A 23,615-nucleotide genomic window follows, 5' to 3' on the forward strand; every position below is an offset into this window, starting at 1 on the left:
AGTCCACTGAAAGTGGACTTTTTATTTGAAAATATCTTATTTTAAATAAGTATCAGAATTTCTTGCCGGGCTTTTAACCTCTGGCCATTCTTGCTGTTTTCCGTCTCTACCATTAGGTAAAATACGACGCTCACGACTTACTAAATCTTTTTCTTGATCTGCCATCATCGTTAAAGTAGCACTCAAAATTGCATTCGTTTGTACTTCTTCAAAAACGATTTTATCATACGTATCTTTGTTTGTGTGCCAAGTATACGTACCGTAACCCCAATTTAATGAACTAAGTCCGAAAGCTGGCGCTCCTGCAGCGATAAAAGATGCATGATCCGATCCTCCACCACTTGGCATTCCAGGGAAATCTGTCTTGATTTCTTTCGTAATAAAATTAGGAACAGCTTGTAACCAGCGCGTCATGTATTCATATGATTTTTCAAAACCAGATCCATTGATGTTTACTACACGTCCTGTTCCATTATCTTGGTTAAATACAGCTTGAGTGTTTTTAATAATTTCTGGATGATCTTCTACAAAAGCACGAGAACCATTCAATCCTTGTTCTTCACTTCCCCATAAACAAATCAAAATTGTACGTTTGTTATTTGGGTATAATTTTTTGATTGTACGAATTGTTTCCATCATTGTGATAGTTCCAGTTCCGTTATCTGTTGCTCCTTGCGCTCCATCCCAAGAATCGAAGTGAGCAGAAAGAATAATGTACTCGTTTGGTTTTTCTTTTCCTTTAATTTCTCCAATAATATTGAATGTTTTCGCAACTCCATTGTGTTTAGATTGTGCATTAACAGTCAATTTTGGAGCAGTTCCATTTTCAGCTAAACGATATAACATTCCGTAATCTTCATTCGAAATATCTAACATTGGGATAGTTTTCGTTTTTGCACCAAAAATTCTATTTGCTCCCATAATTCCTGTCCAATAAGAAATTGCAACCGCTGCAGCTCCATTTTTCTCAAAAACTTCTGGAAGTGTATTGTTGTTGTAACCTGTCACTTTTATAGAATTTGCCCAAGCTTCGGCTTCAGCTTTTCTTGTTTCAGTAACTTTTTTATACAAATCCTCTAAACCAAAATCTTTGTATTGATAATCAGAACGTCCATATGATTGGTTTTGTGACATCAAAACAACTTTTCCTTTTACAGAAGGTAACCATGCGTCAAATTCAGCTTTTGTTTTGAAAACAGGCATTGCGATAGCATCTGCATTCACAGCTTTTTTAGTTGCTGGTGACCATGCTAATTGAGTAGCTTCGATAGATTTTGCTCTTGGATACGTCATATCAACATGCGTTATTCCGCGCTCCCATGCTTTCCATGTTCCATAATCTTCACGGCGGGCATCAATTCCCCAAGATTTCAACGTTTTAATTGCCCATTCTCCTGCTTGATCCATTTGTGGAGTTCCTACTAAACGAGGTCCGATTCCGTCTAATAATTCGTGCGAAATTTTCTTCAACTGCGAATTATTTTGAATTTCGGTTACAAAACTTTGTACAGTTGGGTCTAATTTTTCTTGTGCTTGCGCATGCACTGCAATAGACGATAATACGATTGTAGAGTAGGTTAATGTGTTAATCAATTTCATAACTAAAGTAATTTCGTGTGATAAATTTTACAAATTAGGTCTAAAATAGAATATTTTGTGAAATAAAAAAAGACATCCGTAGATGTCTTTCATGTATTTGTGTTTTTTTGAAAATATAATATTGTTTTTTAATTATCTTTCATCTTAATGAATCGATTATTTTGCAGTACAAATATTTTATCAGGGTTATACGCATGACTCTTTTTTGATTCTTCATTTAATGGAAAAACCGTAATTGCTAAAACAGGAAAATCATTGAAACTAAATATTTGTAAATTAATATTTTTATACAAATATTCGTCCTGAGAAAAATTTGCATCAAGTAAATTGTAATAATTAATTAATTCGATATCGCTCATAATACTTTCGGTTAAATTTTCTGGATGATAACCAACAAATAATAAACCTCCCTGACCATGCAGCATTGCATAAATATTTTTTTCAATTTCTTTCGGACAATTCTTTTCTAAAAACTGAACATAATCAAAATCTTGATAATGAAAAAGATGATCGTAAAGACAATCTAGAATAAATTCGCGGTTCGAAATATTATTTATAAAAAATTGTCTTGTTGAGTTATTCCACAAAAAAGGTGTGTCTAAAATTTCAAAATGATTATCTTCAATATCAAAATTTGAGAATAGATATTTATTTAATTTTATTGCATCTATTTGTTCTTCAAAACCTAAGTTTTTCAGTAATTTATATTCGATTATTAAATGATTAAGTTGTTCAGAATAATTAATTTGTTCAAAATTTTTTAAAGAATAAATTTCATATTCGTTGTCTTTTTTTAAAGTATCGAAATCTTCATTTAAAACAAAAGACAAACTAATTCCATAAGGAAAAACAGTTTCATTTGGAGTGATAAAAATAGCTTCTTGATTAACTAGTTTTAAACGTTTGTAATTATTTCCGTTAGGAAAATTGATTTCAGTATTTATTCGATCAATTGCTTTTGGTTGAATAAAATTACTTTCAATTTGTAGCAAACCTTCATTTGAAATAATTTCGATGTAATTTTCAAGAAAACTAAAAGCATCCAACCTGTTTTTTAATCCATTATCCGAATTAAATTCAGTTGTTTGAAATTCTTTTGAGCTTGTGCAAAAACGTGTTTTTACAACATAAGTTATTGTAGATAAAATGTTTTTGTGCATAGTTGAATTTTAATCTTTTGTAAATGTAAAAGATTAGTTTTTAATAATTTTTACTAAAAAACACTTTTTTATAAAAATTATTAAGTGTTTTTGTTAAGAACTTTTTGATTCCGTTTTCGATAAAATAGTCACTTTTTTTAACATTGTTTTTGAGGAAATGATAAAATTATAAATTTGATTTAAACTAAAAATCCTCAACTCCGAAGAATTGAGGATTTACTAACCAACTAAAATTAACTATATCTATGAAATTTGTATGCTACGTTTTTCTTTTGGTAAAGCTTCTTCTTTCTTAGGTAGAACTAATTGCAAAATTCCGTTTACATAAGAAGCTTCTATTTTATCTTCGTTTATGGTTTCTGGCAATGTAAATGCTCTTCTGAAGCTTGAAAAATTAAATTCTTTTCTCGAAAATTTTTCTTCTTTTACTTCTTCATTTTGTTTAAATTCTGATGAAATTTTCAAAATATTTTCATCAATTTCAATAGAGAAATCTTCTTTGTTTAAACCTGGTGCAGCTAATAAAATCTCGAAACTATCTTCATTTTCTTTGATATTTACTGCAGGAAATTGATTTTGAGAATTTACAAAAGTTTCAAACTTTGGACGCATTGCATTTTCAAATCCAAATGGGAAATAATTTGCTCTATTTTTTCTTGCTGTGTTCATGTCTTGTATGTTTAAATTTTTGATTTCATTGTTCATGTTTTCACTTTATTCAAATTATGTGCAAATCGATATTTTAAGACAAAATGACTTGTTTTTACTGTTTTTAAATGTCAAAATGACTGAAAATTTAAATTTTGAACATAAAAAAATCCTGAAAAGTCATTTTCAGGATTTGTACATCTTGGTTAAGATTCTATTTATTTATAAATTTCGTCTAAAACTTTTGCTAAACGTAGACCGCCTTTTAGCATTTGATCTTCGATCGTTTTTTTGTTGTCAAAATGGTAACGGTAACCTAATTTATCGTCCATTTTAACACCTGCGTAAATTCTGTTTGCAATAATATAAGAGCCGTAAATCCAATCAGCAAAAGTTCCTTCTTGCATTGTTTTTTGTTGTTCTTTCGTTGCAATATCCAGTAAATTAGAATATTCTGTGTAAGAATAGTTTTCGTAATCTACCAATTTAGAATCCCAAACGGTGTGGATATTTACTTTATCACGGAACCATTCAACTTTGATACGATTTCCTCCCAAATCATCTGGACGACCAACGTGAAGTGGTTGATGTGCATCACCAAGAATGTGAATCAAGAAATATAAATCGTGTTGTTTTTGCTCGATTGTAAGGTTTTTATTGTTTTTTAATTCATTCATTAAAAACAAACCTTTTTTGTACATGTTTTCATCTGAAGTTTGCTCTAAAGCAGCATCAAATTGTTGACGATTTAAATCTCCAGGTATGTTAACATAGTGATAAGAATCTGCATGTTTCCAAGAATCATCAGACTTGATAAAATCTGGCCAGTTTGCCCAATAAGCTAACTTTTGTGGACCAATAATTTTTGTAATTTCTTTACGAGTTTTCTTGCTAATGTGTTGTTCTGCAATTTGAGAAACCACTCGGTGACCTGTTAATCCCCAAGCTAAAGCACTTTCTGAAGCTAAAAATGCACCTAAAAGCATTGCACTTCCTATAATTTTTTTCATTGTGTGAGCTCGATTTTTGACAAAGGTAAGGAAAGTTAATTATTGATGAATTATGATTAATACTATTAAAATAATGTTTGATTATATATTAATGGGAATAATTCTAAATCAAAAGGATTATTAGTATTTGTACAAAATATAAGAGGTAAATCTTCGTAAGTAATCAAGCACCAACTTATATCATCGGGAAAAAGAAAGGAATTAGAATCGAAATCTGAGTTTTTCTGAAAATCAAGATATTCTGAAATTAAAACATTACTATTCCTTTGCTTATAGTTTTCTTCCCAATAAAATTCCTCGATATTGCTGATATATAAATGTAAGTTTTGATAGTTTATAATTTTATTTAATCCTTTTTCTATACAATCAATTGTTTGATTATCTAAAAACTCAATTGCCGGATTATCTTTAAAATTGTCTAAAATATTTATATTTTTTTCAAGTTTAAGTTTTTGAGAAAGTTCATCAAGATTTATTTCTCTGTAAAGATTACTTTTTTGAGGATTAAGAAATAATTCAAATTCTCTTTCAATTTTTATTCTTTGATTAATATCTTCTATGGTCGAGTTATTTAAAGGATATTTTTCGAAAGGAAAATTATTTATAATTCCAATTTTCCAATGAATCATATAATAATGTTTAAATAAATCTGGAATAATATCGGTTAACGATTCTATATTTTCGTTGTTTTTATAATCTTTTATCCAAGAGAATTGATCCATAATTAGCTTTAATTATTCTCTAAATTTAATGAAAATCATCTTTAAAATGTTCATTTTTTATAGATTTTGAAATTTTTTAAAAAAAACTTTAAAAAAAACTTTAAAAAAATATTAATTTAATAAACCTCGATAAACAGACAGATTGGTATGTTTTTATTTATAATACTAAAAATAATTTAGTACTTTGTTTTGCATAATACTAAAACTTTTATATATATTTGTATAACAAAATAAAACAAGCCGTTCTTATGAATATAGAGAAAACAAAAGTTCAGATGCGAAAAGGTGTACTGGAATATTGTATTCTCAGCATTATCAAAAAAGGAGATGCGTATGCATCTGATATCATAGACGAATTGAAAAAAGCAGAGATGATTGTTGTTGAAGGAACATTATATCCGCTTTTGACAAGACTTAAAAATGATGACCTTTTACAGTATCGCTGGGAAGAATCAACGTCAGGACCACCTCGCAAATATTATGCACTTACAGAGTTAGGTGAAAATTTTTTAAAAGAATTAGCTGAAACTTGGGAACAGTTAATTGAAGCCGTGAATAAAGTAACCACAGAAACGCAGAAAAATGGATAAAACAGTATCAATAAGTATAGGAGGATTTTCTTTCGTGTTAGACGAAATTGCCTATAATAAATTAAAGACCTATTTACAAGATGTAAAAACTTCTTTGAGAGGTACGGAAGGTGTAGAAGATATTATTGAAGATGTAGAAATCCGTATTTCTGAATTATTTCGTGAACGATTAAAATTTAGAGAAGTTGTAAATGAAGATGATATCAATTTTGTAATTGCTACGATGGGACATCCAGATCAATACAAAGTTGAAGAAGATGAAGAGAACGAAAAAACGTCTACAAATTCATCATACAATTATTCGACAAATAATCAATCGTATGGAGGACAACAAACTGGTGCGAAACGTTTGTACCGCGATCCAGATGATACAATTGTAACAGGATTATCTGCTGGTTTGGCGCATTATATGGGCGTTGATCCTTGGTTTGTACGTTCTATTTGGTTAGTTCTTGGAATTTTAGGAATTTTCACAGCAGGTGTATCATTTTTCTTAGTGGTGTTCTGTTATTTTATCTTGTTAATTTTTGTTCCGAAAGCAAAAACAACATCAGAAAAGTTGCAGATGTACGGGCAACCAGCAAACATTGATACGTTAAAAAAAAACGTAGAACAAGCTAGTGAAGCTGTTGTAAGTGGGAGCAAAGAATTAAGTAATAAACTAGGTGGAGCCTTTGGCGTTTTTGGTCGAATTCTACTTTGGTTCATCGGATTTATCATTCTAAGTACAGGAATTGGATTAATCATTGGAGGATTCTTTTTCTTCTTTACAACTTGGACAGAAATGCCTACTGAATTATTCGGTTATCTTGTAGAAGAAGAATGGATGAGTATGGCAGCCAAAATATTTGGAGGAGTACTAATGGTAATTCCAGGTGTTTTGTTGACAATTTTAGGTGTAAAATGTTTCTGGAATAGAGTAAAAGTTAGTAAAGCTGTAATATTTGGAGCAATTGCTCTTTGGTTTGTTGCTTTATTTGCAATCATTGGAATTTCTGTAAGTACAGCAAGTAAATTTAGAAACTCAGTTGAAATGACACAAGAAAAAAGTTATGTTATTCCTTCTGATACGCTACAAGTCTATTTTAGAGAAAATAATGAAGGAAACTTAAAGTTTAAAACTTTTAACGATTTAGATCAATTAATTGATGCTGATGGAAACTTAATTATTCCAATTGATGATATTTTTGAGATTGAAGAAAGTACAGACGATAAACTTCATATTCAAGTAACTTATTCTTCTAAAGGAGGAAGCAAAGAAGAAGCAAAACGCAATTTAGAAGCAATTAGATATAATTACGAATTAAATGGAAATAAACTTTATTTAGATGAGTTCATTAAAATTCCTAAAGATGGTAAATTTAGAAATCAAACGGTTGATATCAAATTGTATATTCCTAAGAACAAATTAATTCATACGAATAACACTGATCGAATGACAATTATTAATAATGATAATGATCGTGATTATTTATATGATTTGAAGAATAAATTTATTGGGTATAATGGAAAAAAATTCGTATGTTTGAATTGTCAAAAAGATTCAGATTCTGAGGACGATATTAATCTTGATTCAGAGGATGTAAACATAAATTTGAATGACGGAAACGATTCGGCGAGAGTTAGAATTGATAAAAATGGTATTCGTGTCGAAAGTAAAGACGGTTCAGTAGGACTAAATTTACCAAGAACTGAAAACAAAAAAGAAAAATCAAACCAAGAAATACACTATAAAGATGATACAGATTCTATTAACATTAACTACAGAAATCATTCAAATAATCGTTGATTTCTTTGCGTAGACTTAAGAAGTATTTTAATTAATAATATTCAAAAAGAGACATTTCATTTCGGAATGTCTCTTTTTATTTTTGGTTACATTGACTAATATCCGTTTCGAGTTTTGTATGTTTGCAAATGCATAAAGCATCATTTTATGAAAAAAATTTTAGGCAAACTTTTGTACTCATTAGGAGGTTGGAAATTAGATAATCATCTCGATTTATCAAAAGTAGATAAATGCGTTTTGGTTTGCGCTCCGCACACTTCCAATTGGGATTTTTACTATACTATTTTGGCTTTTTGGCAAATGGGAATTCCAATGAAAATGTTTATCAAAGATGCTTGGACAAAACCTTGGTACGGATATTTTATAAAGAAAATGGGCGGAATCGGAATTGATCGTTCTCAACGACATAATATGGTCGATTTTGCTTCAGATATTTTGAAAGAATCAGATAAATTATATTTAATTAATACACCAGAAGGAACGCGTTCTCGTGCAGAAAAGTGGAAAAATGGATTTTTCTATATCGCGCAAAAAGCAGATGTTCCGATTGTTTTGGCTTATTGTGATTTCAAGAAAAAAAGAGCTGGAATTTCAAAAATTGTAGAAACAGAAAACAGAACTTTAGAAGATGTGATGGATGAAATTCAAGATTTTTACAAAAAAGTTAGGGCAAAACATCCAGCACTTTATAACCCAAAAATACATTAAATTATGAACGAACAAGATATTTTACAGAAGTTCAATGAAATTTCGAAAAATACATTACTTGAAACTTTAGATATAGAATTTACGGCAGTTGGAGAAGATTTTTTATCAGGAAAAATGCCTGTTACGCCTAAAGTTCATCAACCATTTGGGTTATTGCATGGAGGCGCTTCTATCGTTTTGGCGGAAACGTTGGGAAGTACATTGTCAAATATTATTTTACATTCGGATGATTTTGTGGCGGTTGGTCAACATGTTGACGCAAATCATCTTCGTCCAAAAAAGGAAGGAACAATTTTTGGGCATGCAACAGTCGTAAAACAAGGTCGTACTTCGCATTTGATTAAGATTGAAATCAAAGATGAAAACGATAAATTAATCTGTTATACACATTTAACAAACGCTATTATTTCTAAAAAACATGTTTAAAAAATTTCAAGATAAACTTGAAAGATTAATTCAGAATCAAGAACCTTTTCTTCTTTTTAGAAAACCAAATTCTACACAAGTGGAGTTGTGGGAAAATAAAGATTTTGAATCGGATAACAAGTTTATTTGTAATAGTTTCGATAATACAAAATTGGTTGAATTTAATGATAATGAGGTTATAGATATTGGAATAAATGAATTACCAAATTTTGAACTTTCTTTACCAGAATCAAACAAAAATGAAGCAATTTCGTATGAAAATTATATTGATTTAATTCAAAAAACAGTTGAAGAATTACAAAGTGATTCACCAACTAAAAAAATTGTAATTAGTCGAATCAATTCACTTCCAGAAACGAATATTAATTTGGTTGAAACTTTCAAAAATTTACATCAACATTATCCAAATGCCTATGTGTATTTGCGATTTGATATAGAAGAAGGTTGTTGGATTGGAGCTTCGCCAGAGCTTTTATTGAAAGAAAATAATCAGTTTATACAGACTGTTTCTTTAGCTGGAACAAAAGCAAAAGAAGATAAATGGACGGAGAAAGAATATCATGAACAACAAGTGGTAACCGATTATATTTCGTCAACTTTAGAACCTTATACTTCTTACATCGATGTTGATGGTCCATTTTCTGTAAATGCAGGCTTTTTTGAACATTTGAAATCATTTATTTCAGCTCAATTAAAAGATAAATCGCAGCTATATGACTTGTTGAAAGCCTTGCATCCAACGCCTGCTGTTGGAGGAATGCCAAAAGATCTGTCAAAAGATTTCATCCTAAAAAATGAAGGATATGATCGTACTTTTTATGCAGGTTTTATGGGGTTTCAAAATAAAACTGAATCAGAGTATTTCGTTAATCTTCGCTGTGCGAAAATCTTTTCGAATAAAGTCAATTTATATGTTGGCGGAGGTATTATGCCCGATTCTATTCCTGAAAATGAATGGCGAGAAACAGAACTGAAATCAAAAACAATAGGAGAGTTGTTGGTTGGATTAAAATAAAAAGTAAGTTCAATTTAGTATACTTATAGCCGAAAGAGATTTTCTTTCGGCTATAAATTTATAGTGATATTTTTTGTATAAAATTCATATTACAATTTTCAAAGAAAAATAGGTTAAAAAACAATAGCATATTCTTTATTATAAAAGTAGAAATATACCTCTTTTCTTTTACTTTTATTCGTGCTTTCTTCGACCGTTCTTCGACGAGAATGCCGTTTTTCTGAAGATTCGTCGAACAATGGTCGAACGATGGTCGAACAAACTAAAAATTGAACAAAAACACGAATCTTATCTACATACGATGAATAGAGGTTTATAGAGGTTTTTATTTTGCTATAATACTATTATTGAATAAAAAACAAGTGGACAAAGGAGGACAGAACCGGACAAATGCGGACAAAACTGGATACAAAAATGCGTTTTTGTAATTGATATGCTATTTATTGCTAATTTTATGGTAATGAATTGATAAATGAAAAATCATGGTGAAAATTAGCGATAGATTCTCAAGAAAAGTCAAAATTGTAATAGGGAGACAAATATGTCTCTGTGGTTGATATAAGACAATAAAATAGGGAATGCTGATTTAAAATAGAAACAATTCTTTTAAATATTTTTCAAATTAAAAAGGTAATCCAAAAACTCGGATTACCTTTTTTAGTTTTATAAAATAAAATTTATTACTTCTTCTTTGCGTCTTTTGCAATTTTTTCTTCTACTTTTTTAGCACGTTTCGCACTATCAGGGTGACTTGACATTAATTTTTGAGCAGTTGATGCTTTTCCACCAGATAGACTTCCTAATTTTGTGAATGCAGAAGCTAATGCAGCAGGATCTTTTCCTAAATCAACCATGAATTTGTAGGCATAATCATCAGATCCAGATTCTTGACCTTGAGAAAATTGAGCAGAAGTTAATTGTGTAGCGATTTCTCCAATTTGAGAATTGGATAAACTTGCTAAAGATCCATTTGTAGACCCAGCATAATCAGCCAATGCTGATGTGATCAAAGCTTGTTTGTAAGCTTTTTTCGTGTGTCCTAATTTTACGTGACCAATTTCGTGACCGATAACGCCTAAAATCTCATCATCAGTCATCAAATCCATTAAACCAGCAAAAACACGAACACTACCGTCATAAGTTGCAAACGCATTGATATCGCTTACCCAATATACTTTGTAATTGATATCAATTCCATCGTATCCTTTGATAGGAGCTACAATTTTCTCCAAACGCTCTGCATAAGCACGTTTTGTTTTGTCTTTGTCGTTCAGTTGGCAAACAGGATTGTTTTCATCCATCCAAACCACAGCTTCTTTTGTGTAAGCTTTTAATTCGTCATCAGAAACTGTAAATGCTTTTACGCCTTTTGTAAGAGCTCCAATTTTGCCAGAGTTGATCTGCGCATAAGTGTAAGTTACGCCTAAACATAATGTTAGGCTCAGTAAGATTTTTTTCATAGTAGGTAAGATATAATTTTGATTCCTCTAAAATATGAATTATTGTTAGAAAAGCCTTAATTTCGAAAAGTTAAATTTTTAATCAAAAAACAAAATATATAATGGCAACAATCAATTGGCAAACGGTAAAGGAGTACGAAGATATCACGTTCAAGAAATGTGATGGTGTAATGCGTATTGCGTTTAATCGTCCTGAAGTTCGTAATGCATTTCGTCCGAAAACTGTTTTCGAATTATTAGATGCTTTTCAATTAGCAGAAGAAGATCGTGAAGTTGGTGTAATTTTATTGACAGGAGAAGGGCCATCTGCAAAAGACGGTGGTTGGGCTTTCTGTTCAGGAGGAGATCAACGTGTTCGTGGTGCAAAAGGTTACGAAGGACAAGATGGTGTTGGACGTTTGAATATTTTAGAAGTTCAGCGTTTGATTCGTTTTTCGACTAAAGTTGTTGTAGCTGTGGTAAACGGTTGGGCAGTAGGTGGAGGACATTCTTTGCACGTGGTTTGTGATATGACATTGGCTTCTAAAGAGCACGCAATTTTCAAACAAACTGATGCTGATGTAGCTTCTTTTGATGGTGGTTACGGTTCAGCTTATTTGGCTAAACAGGTTGGTCAGAAACGTGCGCGTGAAATCTTTTTCTTAGGATTGAATTATTCTGCACAAGAGGCTTACGATATGGGAATGGTAAATTTAGTTGTTCCGCATGAAGAATTAGAACAAGTTGCTTTTGATTGGGCACAAGAGATTTTAACAAAATCGCCAACGGCAATTAAAATGTTGAAATTTGCTTTCAATTTAGTGGACGATGGTTTAGTTGGACAACAAATTTTTGCAGGTGAAACAACACGTTTTGCATATGGTACAGAAGAGGCTGTAGAAGGTCGTAATGCGTTCTTAGAAAAACGTCCAAGAGATTTTTCTAAATTTAGATAAGAAAATTTTCAAAATATAGACGAAAAGCGATGTTTAACATCGCTTTTTTTATTTCTATAAAATCAATTACATTTACTTAAAACCTAATTAATTTGTGACAATAGATTTTCCTGTTTCCATCGAAATTTTTGGACATTCGGTCTTAATTCATCCTATTTTCGAATCGGTCGGAATTTTTATTGCGATGCGTTATTATGCATTTCTTCGAAAACGTAACAAATCAAGTTTGTCTACAATTCAATCTTTTGGAATTATTATTGGCGCTTTAATTGGCGCACTTTTGGGATCTAAAATAATTGGAACATTAGAAAATCCTCAAGCTTTTTTGGATGCAAAAAATCAATTTATCTTTTTCTGGACAAGTAATACAATTGTAGGCGGATTAACCTTTGGTTTGATTGGTGTTGAGTTAACCAAAAAAATAATTAAACATCAAGAAAGTACGGGCGATTTGATTGTTTTTCCATTAATCTTAGCCATGATAATTGGTCGAATTGGTTGCTTTTTAACAGGTGTTTACGAGCAAACATATGGCATAGAAACAACATCTATTTTCGGAATGAATTTAGGCGATGGATTGTTGCGTCATCCCGTTGCGTTGTACGAAATTGTTTACCTTATTTTGCTTTGGATAGTTTTGAAGATTATTCAGAAAAAATATATTTATCCTTCTGGATATTTGTTTCAAATCTTTATGTTGGCTTATTTTTTATTTCGTTTTTGTTTAGATTTTATCAAACCAATTCATCCATTATTTTTAGGTTTAAGTTCTATACAATTAACATGCGTTTGTGTCATAATTTATTATATCTTTAAGTTATTACAAACTCAACCTAAATACATAAAATGATCTACGCAGTTATTTTTGCAGAAGGCGGTCTTGGAAGTGATTTTATTTATATTATCATTGCGATTTTGTTAGTGATTGCGATTATTGGTGGTGCTGTTGGTACATTAATTTCACTAATTATTAACTCAATTTCTGGACATAAAAAAGAAACAAAATATTATTTAATGGTTTTCGGAATGTGTGCTTTGATAATACTTATTATTTCGGGAATGGTTTGTGGTTCAATGTAAATCTTAGCCAATGTTAGCAGTTATTTTTGCGCAACAATTTATTCATACAGATGATATTGTTATGTTTTTATTATTTGTAGCATTTATTGGAGTAAGTCTTATTGCTCTTATTAGTTTAATTTATCAATCAATTCAAAAGAAAATTAATATACAACGATTAGTGATATTATTTTTTGGATCACTTATAGGATTGTTTTTATTATTTATAGCTTTAATCTATCTCATTTTTGATGGATTTTAAGTACTTAAAACTCATACTATGCCAGTTAGAAATTACACCTATTACGATTATACAATAAGTCTTTGCCCAGAATGTTTGAAACGAGTTGGTGCAAAAATTATTATTGAAGACGAAAATGTTTTTATGACAAAACGTTGTCCAGATCATGGTTTCTTCAAAACTAAAATTGCAACAGATGTCGATTATTACAAAAACATCAGAAATTATAACAAAGCTTCTGAAATGCCTTTGCATTTTGAGACAGATGTAGAATATGGTTGTCCGTACGATTGTGGTTTGTGTGTCGATCACGAGCAACATTCGTGTTTATCAATTGTTGAGGTGACGGATTGATGCAATTTAACATGTCCAACTTGTTATGCCATGTCATCGCCACATTACGGTTCTCATCGTAGTTTGGAGCAGATTGAAGCAATGTTTGATACAATTGTAAAAAATGAAGGCGAGCCAGATGTGGTGCAAATTAGTGGGGGAGAGCCAACAATTCATCCACAATTTTTTGAGATTATGGAAATTGCAAAATCAAAACCAATTAAACATTTGATGTTGAATACAAACGGAATTAGAATTGCAAATGATTCAGGTTTTGCAGAAAAATTAGCAACTTATGCGCCCGAATTTGAAGTTTATTTACAATTTGATTCATTCAAAAAAGAAGTTTTAGAAGATTTTCGAGGAAAAGATTTGACAGATGTTCGAATGAAAGCTTTAGAAAAATTGAATGAATTAAATCTTTCTACAACTTTGGTTGTTGTTCTTCAAAAAGATAAAAATATTGATGGAATTGGGAAGATTATAGAATTTGCGCTCAAACAAAAATGTGTGCGTGGCGTGACGTTTCAACCTGTCGAAATTGCGGGAAGAAATAGAGAAGATTCTTCTCACGAAAAAATTACATTGACAGAAGTTCGTCAAGAAATTATTGATCAATATCCACTTTTAAATTCAGATGATATTATTCCAGTTTCGTGTAATCCGGATGCTTTAGCAATGGGTTATATGCTGAAATTGAATGATGAGGTAATTCCGCTTACACGTTATATAATTCCAGCGGATTTGTTGAATAACGAATCGAAAAATACAATTGTTTACGAACAAGATGAACAATTGAAAGTACAGTTGTTGGATATTTTTAGCACAGGAATTTCTGTGGATAAAGTACAACCAAAAGTGAATCAATTACTTTGTTGTTTACCAGAAGTTTGTGCGCCCGAATTGGATTTAGATTACGATAATTTGTTCCGAATAATCATTATGAATTTTATGGATGCACATGATTTTGATGTTCGTGCTGTTAAAAAGTCTTGCGTACATATCGTCAACAAAGATTTGAAATTAATTCCATTCGAAACAATGAATTTATTTTATCGTGACGAAAAAGCTGCTTATTTAGAAGAATTGAGAAAAGAGGATAAAGTGTTGTTTTAGATGATGATGACAAATTGCTTATTTTTTGGAGATAGTATTACCTACGGCGAATATGACGGGGTTTTGGGAGGTTATGTAGAAATTTTGAAACGTTATTGCCATGCTGAGTTTTATAATAACAATGTAAACGAAGTCAATTGTTTTAATCTCGGAATAGGAGGAGAGACAACAGAAGGTTTAATGAAACGATTTGAAGTTGAGACAAAAGCGCGCTTTTCTCCTGACGAAAATCTAATTTTCTTTTTTTATGGCGCAAATGATTTAGCTGAAAGAAATGATTTAGAATTGGTTTCTCTTGTTAATTTTGAATCAAATCTTTTTGAAGTAATTTCTCAAGCAAAAGAATTTACAGTTAACATTTATGTGATAAGTATTTTACCAATCTCTAAAACGGTTGATGGAATAAAAGTTCCTAAACGTAAATTTCGTACGACTCAAAAAATTGAATTATACAATCAAAAGCTAAAAGAATTAGCACTTCAAAATCAAATAGAATTTATTGATATTTTCTCACGTTTTAATTCAACTAAAGAAGAATTTCTTTCAAAAGATGGTATTCATCCAAATGAAAAAGGATATCAATTTATCGCAAATCAAATAAAACCGATTGTTGAGAAATATTTGTAAAATCTATTTTTGTTGAATTTGACTTCTGTAATAAGGAATGATATAATCTTTAAAAAATAAAAAAGTCATTGATCCAGCTATACATGTAAATGGTGCGTTTTGGCTTGTTCCAGTTGGTGAGATCTAAGAAATTAATAATCCAACTAAATATCCGCATAAAGCGTAATAACCAATTTTCAGAATTATTCTTAATGCTTTGTTTTTCATTTTATTAGTGTTTTAATGAAGATATGGTTTTTATTGATAGTAAACAAAATAATCTTTATTCATTATAAATAACTCATTTTGGTTTTGTAACTTTGTTCGCGAAAGTTTATGGTAATTTTTCAAATAAAAAATTAGTATTAACAAACGAAATTTTCTTCGGGGCAAGGCGAAATTCCTTACCGGCGGTTATAGTCCGCGACTCCTTTAACAACTGTTATTGGACTGATTTGGTGAAACTCCAAAACCGACAGTATAGTCTGGATGAGAGAAGAAAATTGAACACAACTGAAAGTCATGAGTGATAAGTGTTAAGTTCTGAGTGAAAAACTCATGACGCACAACTTTGAGCTTATTACTTAACAATGTGTTTCGCCCTGAAGTGATGTTTCATGATAAAACAAAAATCAAATGAAAACAATCACACAATTTGGCTCAACAGCCAATGAAAGAATTGCAAATGCAATAAAAGATCTACAAAACGGAAAAGGAATTTTATTAATTGATGATGAAAATCGTGAAAACGAGGGTGATATCATTTTTCCTGCTTCCACAATTACTGCGCCTGATATGGCTTTATTGATTCGTGAATGTAGCGGTATTGTTTGTCTGTGTCTTACACAAGAAAAAGCAGATGAATTGGAGCTAAATCCTATGGTCGAAAACAATAACTCACGTTTTCATACTGCATTTACAGTAACTATTGAAGCAAAAGAAGGTGTAACAACTGGTGTTTCTGCAGCCGATCGTATACAAACGATAAAAACAGCGATTCATTCTCAAGCAAAACCGACTGATCTTAATCGTCCTGGACATGTTTTTCCTTTAATTGCTCGTCCAAAAGGCGTTATGGAGCGACGTGGACATACAGAAGGAAGCATTGATATTGTAAAATTGGCAGGTTTGGGGAATGAAGCAGTTTTGTGCGAATTGACAAATGTTGATGGTACAATGGCGAAAGTTCCTCAAATTATAGATTTTGCCGAAAAACATGAAATGACAGTTTTGACAATTGAGGACATTTACGAATATCGTCTTCAATTAGAGGAGAAAAAACAATTAGAATTCGCTTAAATTAAACAATAAAATACATCATAAACTTTCAAAAATCTTCGGGTAGAAATACGTGAAGATTTTTTTTGATTTTATGCAAATTTATTAACTCAAATCAAGTGTGTTTTGAATAAAATCAATGTACATTTAAAAACTTAAAATTCAAATTACAAAATGACATCAGAGGAGAAAATTCCATCCGTTTGGAAAAATAAAGAATTTATTCCATTCATATTTTTAAGGTTTTCCTTAATCTTTGCTTTATTCATTCAGAGTACATCTGTTGCGTACGAAATTTTTAAAGTCACTCAGAAAGAAATTTTTCTTGGATTAATTGGTTTAGCCGAGTTTTTACCAATTCTTTTAACTGCTTTTTATGCGGGACAATTGGTCGATAAATTGGATAAACAGATGATCTTGGTACGAAGTATTGGTTGTTTTATGACCGCTTCTTTTGTATTGATGATTGTTAACTTTCCGTCTGTCAGAGAAGCAATCGGAATTCCTGTTTATTTGGGAATCTGTTATTTTGCATTTTTCATTTTAGGATTGACAAGATCTTTTAGTGGACCAGCTTTATTTGCACTTTTAGCTTTAGTTGTTCGCAAAGAAAATTACACAAAAGCAATTCCAGTTTCTTCGTCTGCATTTATGATTGGATCAGTTCTAGGGCCTTTGGCAGGAGGAGTTATTTTAGCAAAATTTGGTATTGAAGCTGCTTTGATAACTGCTTTTACAATTATGTGTATTTCGATGGTGATGATATTATTAATTTCTAAAAAACCAGCAGAAATATCAGAATCAGAATCGACAGAATCGCCAATGATACGTATCAAAGAAGGTTTGAGATTTATATGGGGAACACCAATTATCTTAGCTGTTTTGAGTTTGGATATGTTTGCGGTTTTCTTTGGTGGAGCAGAATCGTTGTTGCCAGCTTTTGTAGAAAAAGTACTGAATCAAGGTTCTGAAGCTTTTGGTTTATTACGTTCGGCACACGGAATTGGATCGATTATTATGATGTTTTTCTTGTCGATGATTCCAAGTTTATTGAAAGGAAATGTTGGACCAAAATTATTGGGAGCAGTTGCAATGTTTGGAGTTTGTATTATCTCTTTCGGATTTAGTCAAAATTTGTATTTATGTTTTGTGATTTTGATGTTTGGAGGTGCTTTTGATGCAATTTCGATGGTAATTCGTCAAAGTATTTTACAAATCAAAACGCCCGAAAATTTGAAAGGTCGTGTTTCATCTGTCAACTCAATATTTGTGAGTTCTTCTAACGAATTAGGAGCTTTAGAAAGTGGGATTGCTGCAACATTTTTAGGGTTAGTTCCAGGAATTATTTTTGGAGGAACAATGACAATTTTAACTGTAATTTTTATCGCTTTTTTCATCAAACCTATTCGAAAAGTAACCTTAGAATAAAATATTAAGATAAAAAGAAGTAAAGGTTTTAAAATAAAGTAAAGCGAATCAATTGATTCGCTTTTTTGTTATCTTTAAGAAAATAATTATCAATGAAATCTATTGTTTACTTTTTACTTTTAGGATTTGGTTTGTTGAGTTGTAATAAGGATGAAATTAAAATAAAGGTTGATAAAGTCGAAAATAATATGATACACTTTACAATCAAGAATAACTTCGAATAAGAATCAATTCGCTTTTTAAAACCTAAACATAATTATTTATGTTATGAAGGAAGTAGTCCTATTAATAATATCTATAAAGATTTTTACATCTTAGATTTTATAAACAGATATAAAGATTTAAAGACATTTAAAAGTACTCATGTAGATATATTAGATAATAATCCAAGTGATTTATCTGATTATATAATAGTAGAAATTAATAAAAATAAATCATACTCAGACAGTATAATGATACCTGATGAAGATTGCGAGTATTGTTATTTTTACCCTATAATTGAAGAAAATACTATTTTAATGATAAGAAAAGATACATTGATTTATGATGAAAAAGGAGCTGTAAAATTGATTCATTAATTTTCTAAAGCGTCAAACCTTCTAAATCATCAATGGTCCCGTTGTAGATATTCACATCAACTTTATAACGTTTTACACCATCTATGGTTGCTTTTTCGGTAAATTGCCAAAAATCCCAATGCCCTTTCATTTCTTGGACCCAAAAATTGTAATTGGCAATCCAAATAATATAACCATCAAAATGATCTTGTAAATAATCTTCAAAATATTTATCTGATGTATAAATAATCGGTTTGATATCGTAATGCTCTTCAACAATTTTGCACCAATTCTTGATTCCTTCCACCAAACGATCCATAGATTGTGTTTTCGGCAAGGTTTCAATATCCAAAACTGGAGGCAAATCGCCATTTTCTAATTTTACTTTTGCAATAAAATTTTGTGCTTGTAAAGTCGAATTTTCGTCTGGACGATAAAAATGATAAGCGCCACGCAAAATATTATTTTTTTTTGCACCTTCCCAATTATCTTCAAAAGTCTCATCAATAGAAGAAGTTCCCATCGTAGAACGGATAAAAGCAAAATTTATAGGATACAAATTGTAAATCGTATGCATTTTCGTCCAATCAATTTTTCCTTGATAATGCGAAACATCAACACCAAAAGTTTTGAGATAATATTTATCCATTACCTCAATATTTCGGATATCAAATTTTGTGACTTTATCATCAACCAATTTTTCGCCTTTCAACGATTTTTCTACAACCGAAAAATAGTAATGAATACCATGGCGATAACGATACGCAAAATAAACAACGCACAAAATCAGCAAACTAATCACATAAGTCGAAAGTTTGATTTTTTTTAATGTATTAAAAATAGATTGTTGTGTTTTCTTTTTACGAGGCATTTTAGTAGTTGAAATAGATAAATTCTATGCAATATTACTTCAATTTTCGATGATAAAAAAAGTAAAATCTTCATTATCTTTGTTCAGTATGAAAAAATGGATATTAGCCGCAAGGCTTCGCACATTACCACTTTCTTTGAGTGGATTATTATTGGCTGGATTTATTGCAAAATCAGAAGGAATCTTTCGAAATGATATATTTTTCTTATCACTTTTAACAACTTTGGCTTTCCAAATTTTATCAAATTTCGCGAACGATTATGGCGATGCGGTAAAAGGAACAGACGCAAATAGAGTAGGAGAACAGCGTGCTGTAGCTTCGGGATTGATAACTCAAAACGAAATGAAAATTGCCATCGGAATTATGGTTGTGATTTCTTTAGTTTGCGTTGCAGCATTGTTGTATGTATCTTTTTATCCAAATGATATGAAATATATTTACATTTTTCTTGGACTGGGAGTTGCGTCTATTTTTGCAGCAATGGCTTATACAATGGGAAAAAAACCATACGGATATATTGGTTTAGGTGATGTTTTTGTGTTCTTATTCTTTGGGATTTTAGCTGTTGCTGGTGGAGAATTTTTATATTCTAAAGTTTTTCAATGGCAAATTTTATTACCTGCAGCTTCGATGGGATGTTGGAGTGTAGCAGTGCTAAATTTGAACAATATGCGAGATGTGAAAAATGATGTCAAAAACAATAAAATTACTGTTGCATCAAAATTAGGTTTTCAAAAAAGTAAATATTACCAAATGGCTTTAATGACGATTCCGTTCGCATTAAGCGCATTATATGTAACGATGTCACCACTTAAACAAGGTAAATTATCTGGTTTTGTATTTTTAATTTTAATCTTTTTTGCGAACGCCATTCGTCGTCAAATTTTTGCAGTAAAAGATCCTAAAGATTTCGATCCATTCTTGAAACAAGTAGCAATGTTAGCTTTATTTTTCGCTGTATTATTAGGATATAGTTTAATCGGTTTCGATTTTATTGATACTTTAATTCGTTAATCACAAAAAAATATATAATGAAAATTCAATATTTAGGACATGCCTCGCTTGCGATTGAAGCAAACGGTAAACACATTATTGTTGATCCATTTATTACACCAAATGAATTAGCAAAGAATATCGATTTCGAAAGTTTAAAAGCGGATTATATTGTTATTACGCATGCGCATCAAGATCATGTGTATGATGTGGAAGAATTGGCAAAACGTACAGGAGCTTTGATTATTTCGAATGCAGAAATTGCTTCTTATTATTCGGAAAGAGGTTTAAAAGCACACGGAATGAATACAGGTGGTAAATTTAGTTTTGATTTTGGTTCGATTCAATCTACAATTGCATTTCATTCGAGTTCATTTGCTGATGGAACATATGGAGGAGATCCAAATGGTTACATTATCGAAAGTGAAGGAAAGCGAGTTTACATCGCTGGTGATACAGCTTTGACATACGAAATGAAGTTGATTCCGGATACAATTGGACAACTTGATTTAGCAATTTTACCAATCGGAGATAATTTTACGATGGGGGCAAAAAGTGCTTCTATTGCGGCAGAATATGTGCAAGCAACTAAGGTTTTGGGTTATCATTATGATACTTTTCCACCAATTAAAATTGATAAAGCAGAAGCGAAATCTATTTTCTTTTCGCGTCATATTCAATTGATTTTATTAGAAATTGGCGAAGATTTAACGGTTTAAGAAATTCTTTACAATATATAAAAGCTCGAGATNNGCAATTATTCGATAAAATTTATGATTACAGTTAATGATATTGCCGTTCAATTCGGTTCTTCAACGTTGTTTAGTGGAGTTAGTTTTGTGATAAATGAAAATGACAAAATTGCCTTAATGGGTAAAAATGGTGCAGGAAAATCTACTTTACTTAAGATTGTTGCAGGAATCAATAAACCTTCTTTGGGAAATATTTCAGCACCAAAAGATGCGGTAATTGCATATTTGCCGCAACATTTGTTAACCGAAGATAATTGTTCTGTTCGCGAAGAAACGTCAAAAGCTTTTGCTGAATATTTATCAATGAAGAATGAAATTGATGAATTAAATGAGCAATTAACTGTACGAACTGATTACGAAAGTGATGATTATATGAAGCTAATCGAACGCGTTTCGGAAGTCAGTGAAAAATTTTATTCGATAGAAGAAGTAAATTACGAAGCCGAAGTGGAAAAGGTTTTGAAAGGAATGGGATTTGCGCAAGAAGATTTGGATCGATCAACTTCTGAGTTTTCGGGAGGTTGGCGTATGCGAATCGAATTGGCTAAAATTCTTTTGCGTAAACCTGATTTGATTTTATTAGATGAGCCTACAAACCACTTGGATATCGAATCAATTCAATGGTTAGAGGATTTCTTGAAAAATCAAGCCAAAGCTGTTATGGTGATTTCGCACGACCGCACGTTTGTCGATAATATTACAAATCGCACTATTGAAGTTACAATGGGACGAATTTATGATTACAAAGCCAAATATTCTGACTATTTAGTGTTGCGTCAAGATCGTAGAATTCATCAGCAAAAAGCTTATGATGAGCAACAAAAATTCATAGCCGAAAATAAATTATTTATCGAACGTTTTCGCGGGACTTTTTCTAAAACAGAACAAGTGCAATCACGAGTTCGTATGTTAGAAAAGTTAGATATTATTGAGGTTGATGAGGTTGATACTTCAGCTTTGAAATTGAAATTTCCTGCGGCTGCACGTTCTGGGCAATATCCTGTTGTAGTCGAAAATTTAGATAAATCGTATGGTGATCATATTGTGTTTAAGGATGCAAATATGGTCATCGAACGAGGACAAAAAGTGGCGTTGGTTGGGAAAAATGGTGAAGGAAAATCAACAATGATTAAAGCGATTATGAATGAAATTGATTTTGAAGGAAAATTAGAAATTGGTCATAATGCACAAATCGGATATTTTGCTCAAAATCAAGCTGCTTTATTAGATGAAGATTTAACTATTTTCAAAACTGTAGATCGCATTGCAGAAGGTGATATCAGAACACAAATTAAAAATATTTTGGGTGCATTCATGTTCAAAGGTGATGATATCGATAAGAAAGTAAAAGTGCTTTCTGGAGGAGAAAAAACACGTTTGGCAATGGTAAAATTGTTGTTAGAACCTTATAATGTCTTGATTTTAGATGAGCCAACAAATCACTTGGATATGAAAACAAAGGATATTATCAAAGATGCGTTGAAAGAATTTGAAGGAACAGTAATTTTAGTTTCTCACGATCGTGATTTCCTAGATGGATTGGCAGAGAAAGTTTTCGAATTTGGAAATAAACGTGTCAAAGAACATTTCGAAGATATCAAAGGTTTTCTTGCAACAAAGAAAATGGAGAACTTGAAAGAAATAGAAAAGTAAATTTTAGATAAAAACAAAAAATCCACTCAACTGAGTGGATTTTTTTATGCTTGTTTCTTCACGAATTTCGTTAAAATAACGATTAATTGTCCGTCAACTTTTCCTTCAATTTGTTCGGTATTATCATGAACTAAACGAATGTTTCGAACAGCAGTTCCAATTTTTGCATTGATAGAAGAACCTTTTACATCCAAATCTTTAATCAATGTCACCGTATCTCCATTCACCAAAATATTCCCGTTGCTATCTTTGTGCAAATCAACACTCCCATCTCCTTCATGATCTCCAGAAGCTTTTGCCCACTCCATATTTTCGTCATCTAAATACATCATGTCTAAAGCATCAGCAGCCCAAGACTCGTTTCTAAAGCGATTCAATATTCTCCAAGAAAGCACTTGTACAGAAGGAACCTCACTCCACATAGAAGAAAGTAAGAATGATTCCCAAAAAGATGCATCCAATTCTTCTCTTTTTTCAATCTGATTAATACATTTTTGAGTTATATAGACATTTCTGTCTGGATTACTACTTGCATCAGGATTCACTTCATAAATAGCTAAATCTTCTGTAAATCCTGTCAACTCACATTGGTTGCCACTTCTTTCTTGTAAAAATGTTTCTAATTTCATATGTTGATTTTAAAGCTTTGCAAAGATAACCTTTAT

At 31.1% G+C, this 23,615-nt stretch carries 23 protein-coding genes, 1 pseudogene and 1 riboswitch; of the genes and pseudogenes, 16 read left to right on the forward strand and 8 right to left on the reverse strand.

Annotation, left to right across the window (positions count from 1 at the left end; all coding sequences use genetic code 11):
- Window positions 1-36: 36 nt before the first annotated feature.
- From B3R94_RS07410 to B3R94_RS07430, 5 genes are all read right to left on the reverse strand, one after another.
- Entirely contained in the window at window positions 37-1,599 is a 1,563-nt protein-coding gene (locus B3R94_RS07410) for a M20/M25/M40 family metallo-hydrolase (RefSeq protein ID WP_125350368.1), read from the reverse strand.
- A gap of 128 nt (window positions 1,600-1,727) precedes the next feature.
- The gene (locus tag B3R94_RS07415; protein WP_291099775.1) at window positions 1,728-2,759 is read right to left on the reverse strand and encodes a hypothetical protein; all 1,032 of its coding nucleotides are present in this window, start codon (window positions 2,757-2,759) and stop codon (window positions 1,728-1,730) included.
- Between the two features lie 243 nt (window positions 2,760-3,002).
- Window positions 3,003-3,428, reverse strand: coding sequence for an Hsp20/alpha crystallin family protein (locus B3R94_RS07420; protein ID WP_257468096.1), 426 nt, complete (start codon window positions 3,426-3,428; stop codon window positions 3,003-3,005).
- Window positions 3,429-3,625: 197 nt separating this feature from the next.
- Window positions 3,626-4,417: a S1/P1 nuclease gene (locus tag B3R94_RS07425; protein ID WP_125350365.1), complete on the reverse strand. Its 792-nt coding sequence runs from the start codon at window positions 4,415-4,417 to the stop codon at window positions 3,626-3,628.
- 65 nt (window positions 4,418-4,482) lie between these two features.
- Window positions 4,483-5,139: a hypothetical protein gene (locus B3R94_RS07430; protein ID WP_291099778.1), complete on the reverse strand. Its 657-nt coding sequence runs from the start codon at window positions 5,137-5,139 to the stop codon at window positions 4,483-4,485.
- Between the two features lie 248 nt (window positions 5,140-5,387).
- Between B3R94_RS07430 and B3R94_RS07435 the strand changes: the two genes are divergently transcribed.
- From B3R94_RS07435 to B3R94_RS07455, 5 genes are all read left to right on the forward strand, one after another.
- Window positions 5,388-5,729, forward strand: coding sequence for a PadR family transcriptional regulator (locus B3R94_RS07435; RefSeq protein WP_125350363.1), 342 nt, complete (start codon window positions 5,388-5,390; stop codon window positions 5,727-5,729).
- The gene (locus B3R94_RS07440; protein WP_125350362.1) at window positions 5,722-7,518 is read left to right on the forward strand and encodes a PspC domain-containing protein; all 1,797 of its coding nucleotides are present in this window, start codon (window positions 5,722-5,724) and stop codon (window positions 7,516-7,518) included. Before B3R94_RS07435 ends, B3R94_RS07440 begins: the two co-directional genes overlap by 8 nt.
- Window positions 7,519-7,665: 147 nt before the next feature.
- The gene (locus B3R94_RS07445) at window positions 7,666-8,226 is read left to right on the forward strand and encodes a 1-acyl-sn-glycerol-3-phosphate acyltransferase (protein ID WP_286495621.1); all 561 of its coding nucleotides are present in this window, start codon (window positions 7,666-7,668) and stop codon (window positions 8,224-8,226) included.
- A gap of 3 nt (window positions 8,227-8,229) precedes the next feature.
- Window positions 8,230-8,652 (forward strand): PaaI family thioesterase, encoded by a 423-nt coding sequence (locus B3R94_RS07450; RefSeq protein ID WP_219034304.1) that lies wholly within the window; start codon window positions 8,230-8,232, stop codon window positions 8,650-8,652.
- A complete protein-coding gene (locus tag B3R94_RS07455) occupies window positions 8,645-9,667 on the forward strand; it encodes an isochorismate synthase (RefSeq protein ID WP_291099781.1) in 1,023 nt (340 codons plus the stop codon). The genes B3R94_RS07450 and B3R94_RS07455 overlap by 8 nt, the downstream gene beginning before the upstream one ends.
- A 680-nt stretch (window positions 9,668-10,347) precedes the next feature.
- On the opposite strand, the gene B3R94_RS07460 is transcribed toward B3R94_RS07455, so the two are convergent.
- Window positions 10,348-11,127: a M48 family metallopeptidase gene (locus B3R94_RS07460; protein ID WP_114999698.1), complete on the reverse strand. Its 780-nt coding sequence runs from the start codon at window positions 11,125-11,127 to the stop codon at window positions 10,348-10,350.
- Window positions 11,128-11,228: 101 nt separating this feature from the next.
- On the opposite strand from B3R94_RS07460, the gene B3R94_RS07465 reads away from it, so the two are divergent.
- The 8 genes and pseudogenes from B3R94_RS07465 (at window position 11,229) to B3R94_RS07500 (ending at window position 18,123) form a co-directional block, all read left to right on the forward strand.
- Complete coding sequence (locus B3R94_RS07465; RefSeq protein WP_291099786.1) at window positions 11,229-12,062, forward strand: 1,4-dihydroxy-2-naphthoyl-CoA synthase; 834 nt, start codon at window positions 11,229-11,231, stop codon at window positions 12,060-12,062.
- Between the two features lie 94 nt (window positions 12,063-12,156).
- Window positions 12,157-12,912, forward strand: coding sequence for a prolipoprotein diacylglyceryl transferase (locus tag B3R94_RS07470; RefSeq protein WP_291099789.1), 756 nt, complete (start codon window positions 12,157-12,159; stop codon window positions 12,910-12,912).
- Complete coding sequence (locus B3R94_RS07475) at window positions 12,909-13,142, forward strand: hypothetical protein (protein WP_038332233.1); 234 nt, start codon at window positions 12,909-12,911, stop codon at window positions 13,140-13,142. Before B3R94_RS07470 ends, B3R94_RS07475 begins: the two co-directional genes overlap by 4 nt.
- A gap of 10 nt (window positions 13,143-13,152) precedes the next feature.
- Window positions 13,153-13,383 carry a hypothetical protein gene (locus B3R94_RS07480; RefSeq protein ID WP_291099792.1) on the forward strand — a complete coding sequence of 77 codons (231 nt, stop codon included), beginning with the start codon at window positions 13,153-13,155 and terminating at the stop codon, window positions 13,381-13,383.
- A gap of 18 nt (window positions 13,384-13,401) precedes the next feature.
- A pseudogene (locus B3R94_RS07485) lies at window positions 13,402-14,811 on the forward strand (radical SAM protein).
- 6 nt (window positions 14,812-14,817) lie between these two features.
- Entirely contained in the window at window positions 14,818-15,438 is a 621-nt protein-coding gene (locus B3R94_RS07490; protein ID WP_291099795.1) for an SGNH/GDSL hydrolase family protein, read from the forward strand.
- A gap of 355 nt (window positions 15,439-15,793) precedes the next feature.
- Window positions 15,794-15,922, forward strand: a riboswitch (FMN riboswitch).
- Window positions 15,923-16,053: 131 nt separating this feature from the next.
- Entirely contained in the window at window positions 16,054-16,716 is a 663-nt protein-coding gene (gene ribB, locus B3R94_RS07495) for a 3,4-dihydroxy-2-butanone-4-phosphate synthase (protein WP_291099798.1), read from the forward strand.
- A gap of 153 nt (window positions 16,717-16,869) precedes the next feature.
- Window positions 16,870-18,123: an MFS transporter gene (locus tag B3R94_RS07500; RefSeq protein WP_291099801.1), complete on the forward strand. Its 1,254-nt coding sequence runs from the start codon at window positions 16,870-16,872 to the stop codon at window positions 18,121-18,123.
- A 582-nt stretch (window positions 18,124-18,705) separates the two neighbouring features.
- On the opposite strand, the gene B3R94_RS07505 is transcribed toward B3R94_RS07500, so the two are convergent.
- The gene (locus B3R94_RS07505) at window positions 18,706-19,551 is read right to left on the reverse strand and encodes a glycoside hydrolase family 25 protein (protein ID WP_286496211.1); all 846 of its coding nucleotides are present in this window, start codon (window positions 19,549-19,551) and stop codon (window positions 18,706-18,708) included.
- 88 nt (window positions 19,552-19,639) lie between these two features.
- Between B3R94_RS07505 and menA the strand changes: the two genes are divergently transcribed.
- From menA to B3R94_RS07520, 3 genes are all read left to right on the forward strand, one after another.
- Window positions 19,640-20,566 carry a 1,4-dihydroxy-2-naphthoate octaprenyltransferase gene (menA, locus tag B3R94_RS07510; protein WP_291099805.1) on the forward strand — a complete coding sequence of 309 codons (927 nt, stop codon included), beginning with the start codon at window positions 19,640-19,642 and terminating at the stop codon, window positions 20,564-20,566.
- 17 nt (window positions 20,567-20,583) lie between these two features.
- Window positions 20,584-21,264, forward strand: a complete 681-nt coding sequence (locus B3R94_RS07515; RefSeq protein ID WP_038332212.1) for a metal-dependent hydrolase — start codon at window positions 20,584-20,586, stop codon at window positions 21,262-21,264.
- 54 nt (window positions 21,265-21,318) lie between these two features.
- Window positions 21,319-22,950 carry an ABC-F family ATP-binding cassette domain-containing protein gene (locus B3R94_RS07520; RefSeq protein WP_280049775.1) on the forward strand — a complete coding sequence of 544 codons (1,632 nt, stop codon included), beginning with the start codon at window positions 21,319-21,321 and terminating at the stop codon, window positions 22,948-22,950.
- A 44-nt stretch (window positions 22,951-22,994) separates the two neighbouring features.
- Here B3R94_RS07520 and B3R94_RS07525 read toward each other — a convergent pair whose 3' ends face one another.
- Window positions 22,995-23,579 carry a PhnA domain-containing protein gene (locus B3R94_RS07525; protein ID WP_125350187.1) on the reverse strand — a complete coding sequence of 195 codons (585 nt, stop codon included), beginning with the start codon at window positions 23,577-23,579 and terminating at the stop codon, window positions 22,995-22,997.
- Window positions 23,580-23,615: the final 36 nt, after the last annotated feature.

It is taken from the genome of Empedobacter sp. UBA7611 (assembly GCF_002484365.1).
GTDB lineage: Bacteria > Bacteroidota > Bacteroidia > Flavobacteriales > Weeksellaceae > Empedobacter > Empedobacter falsenii_B.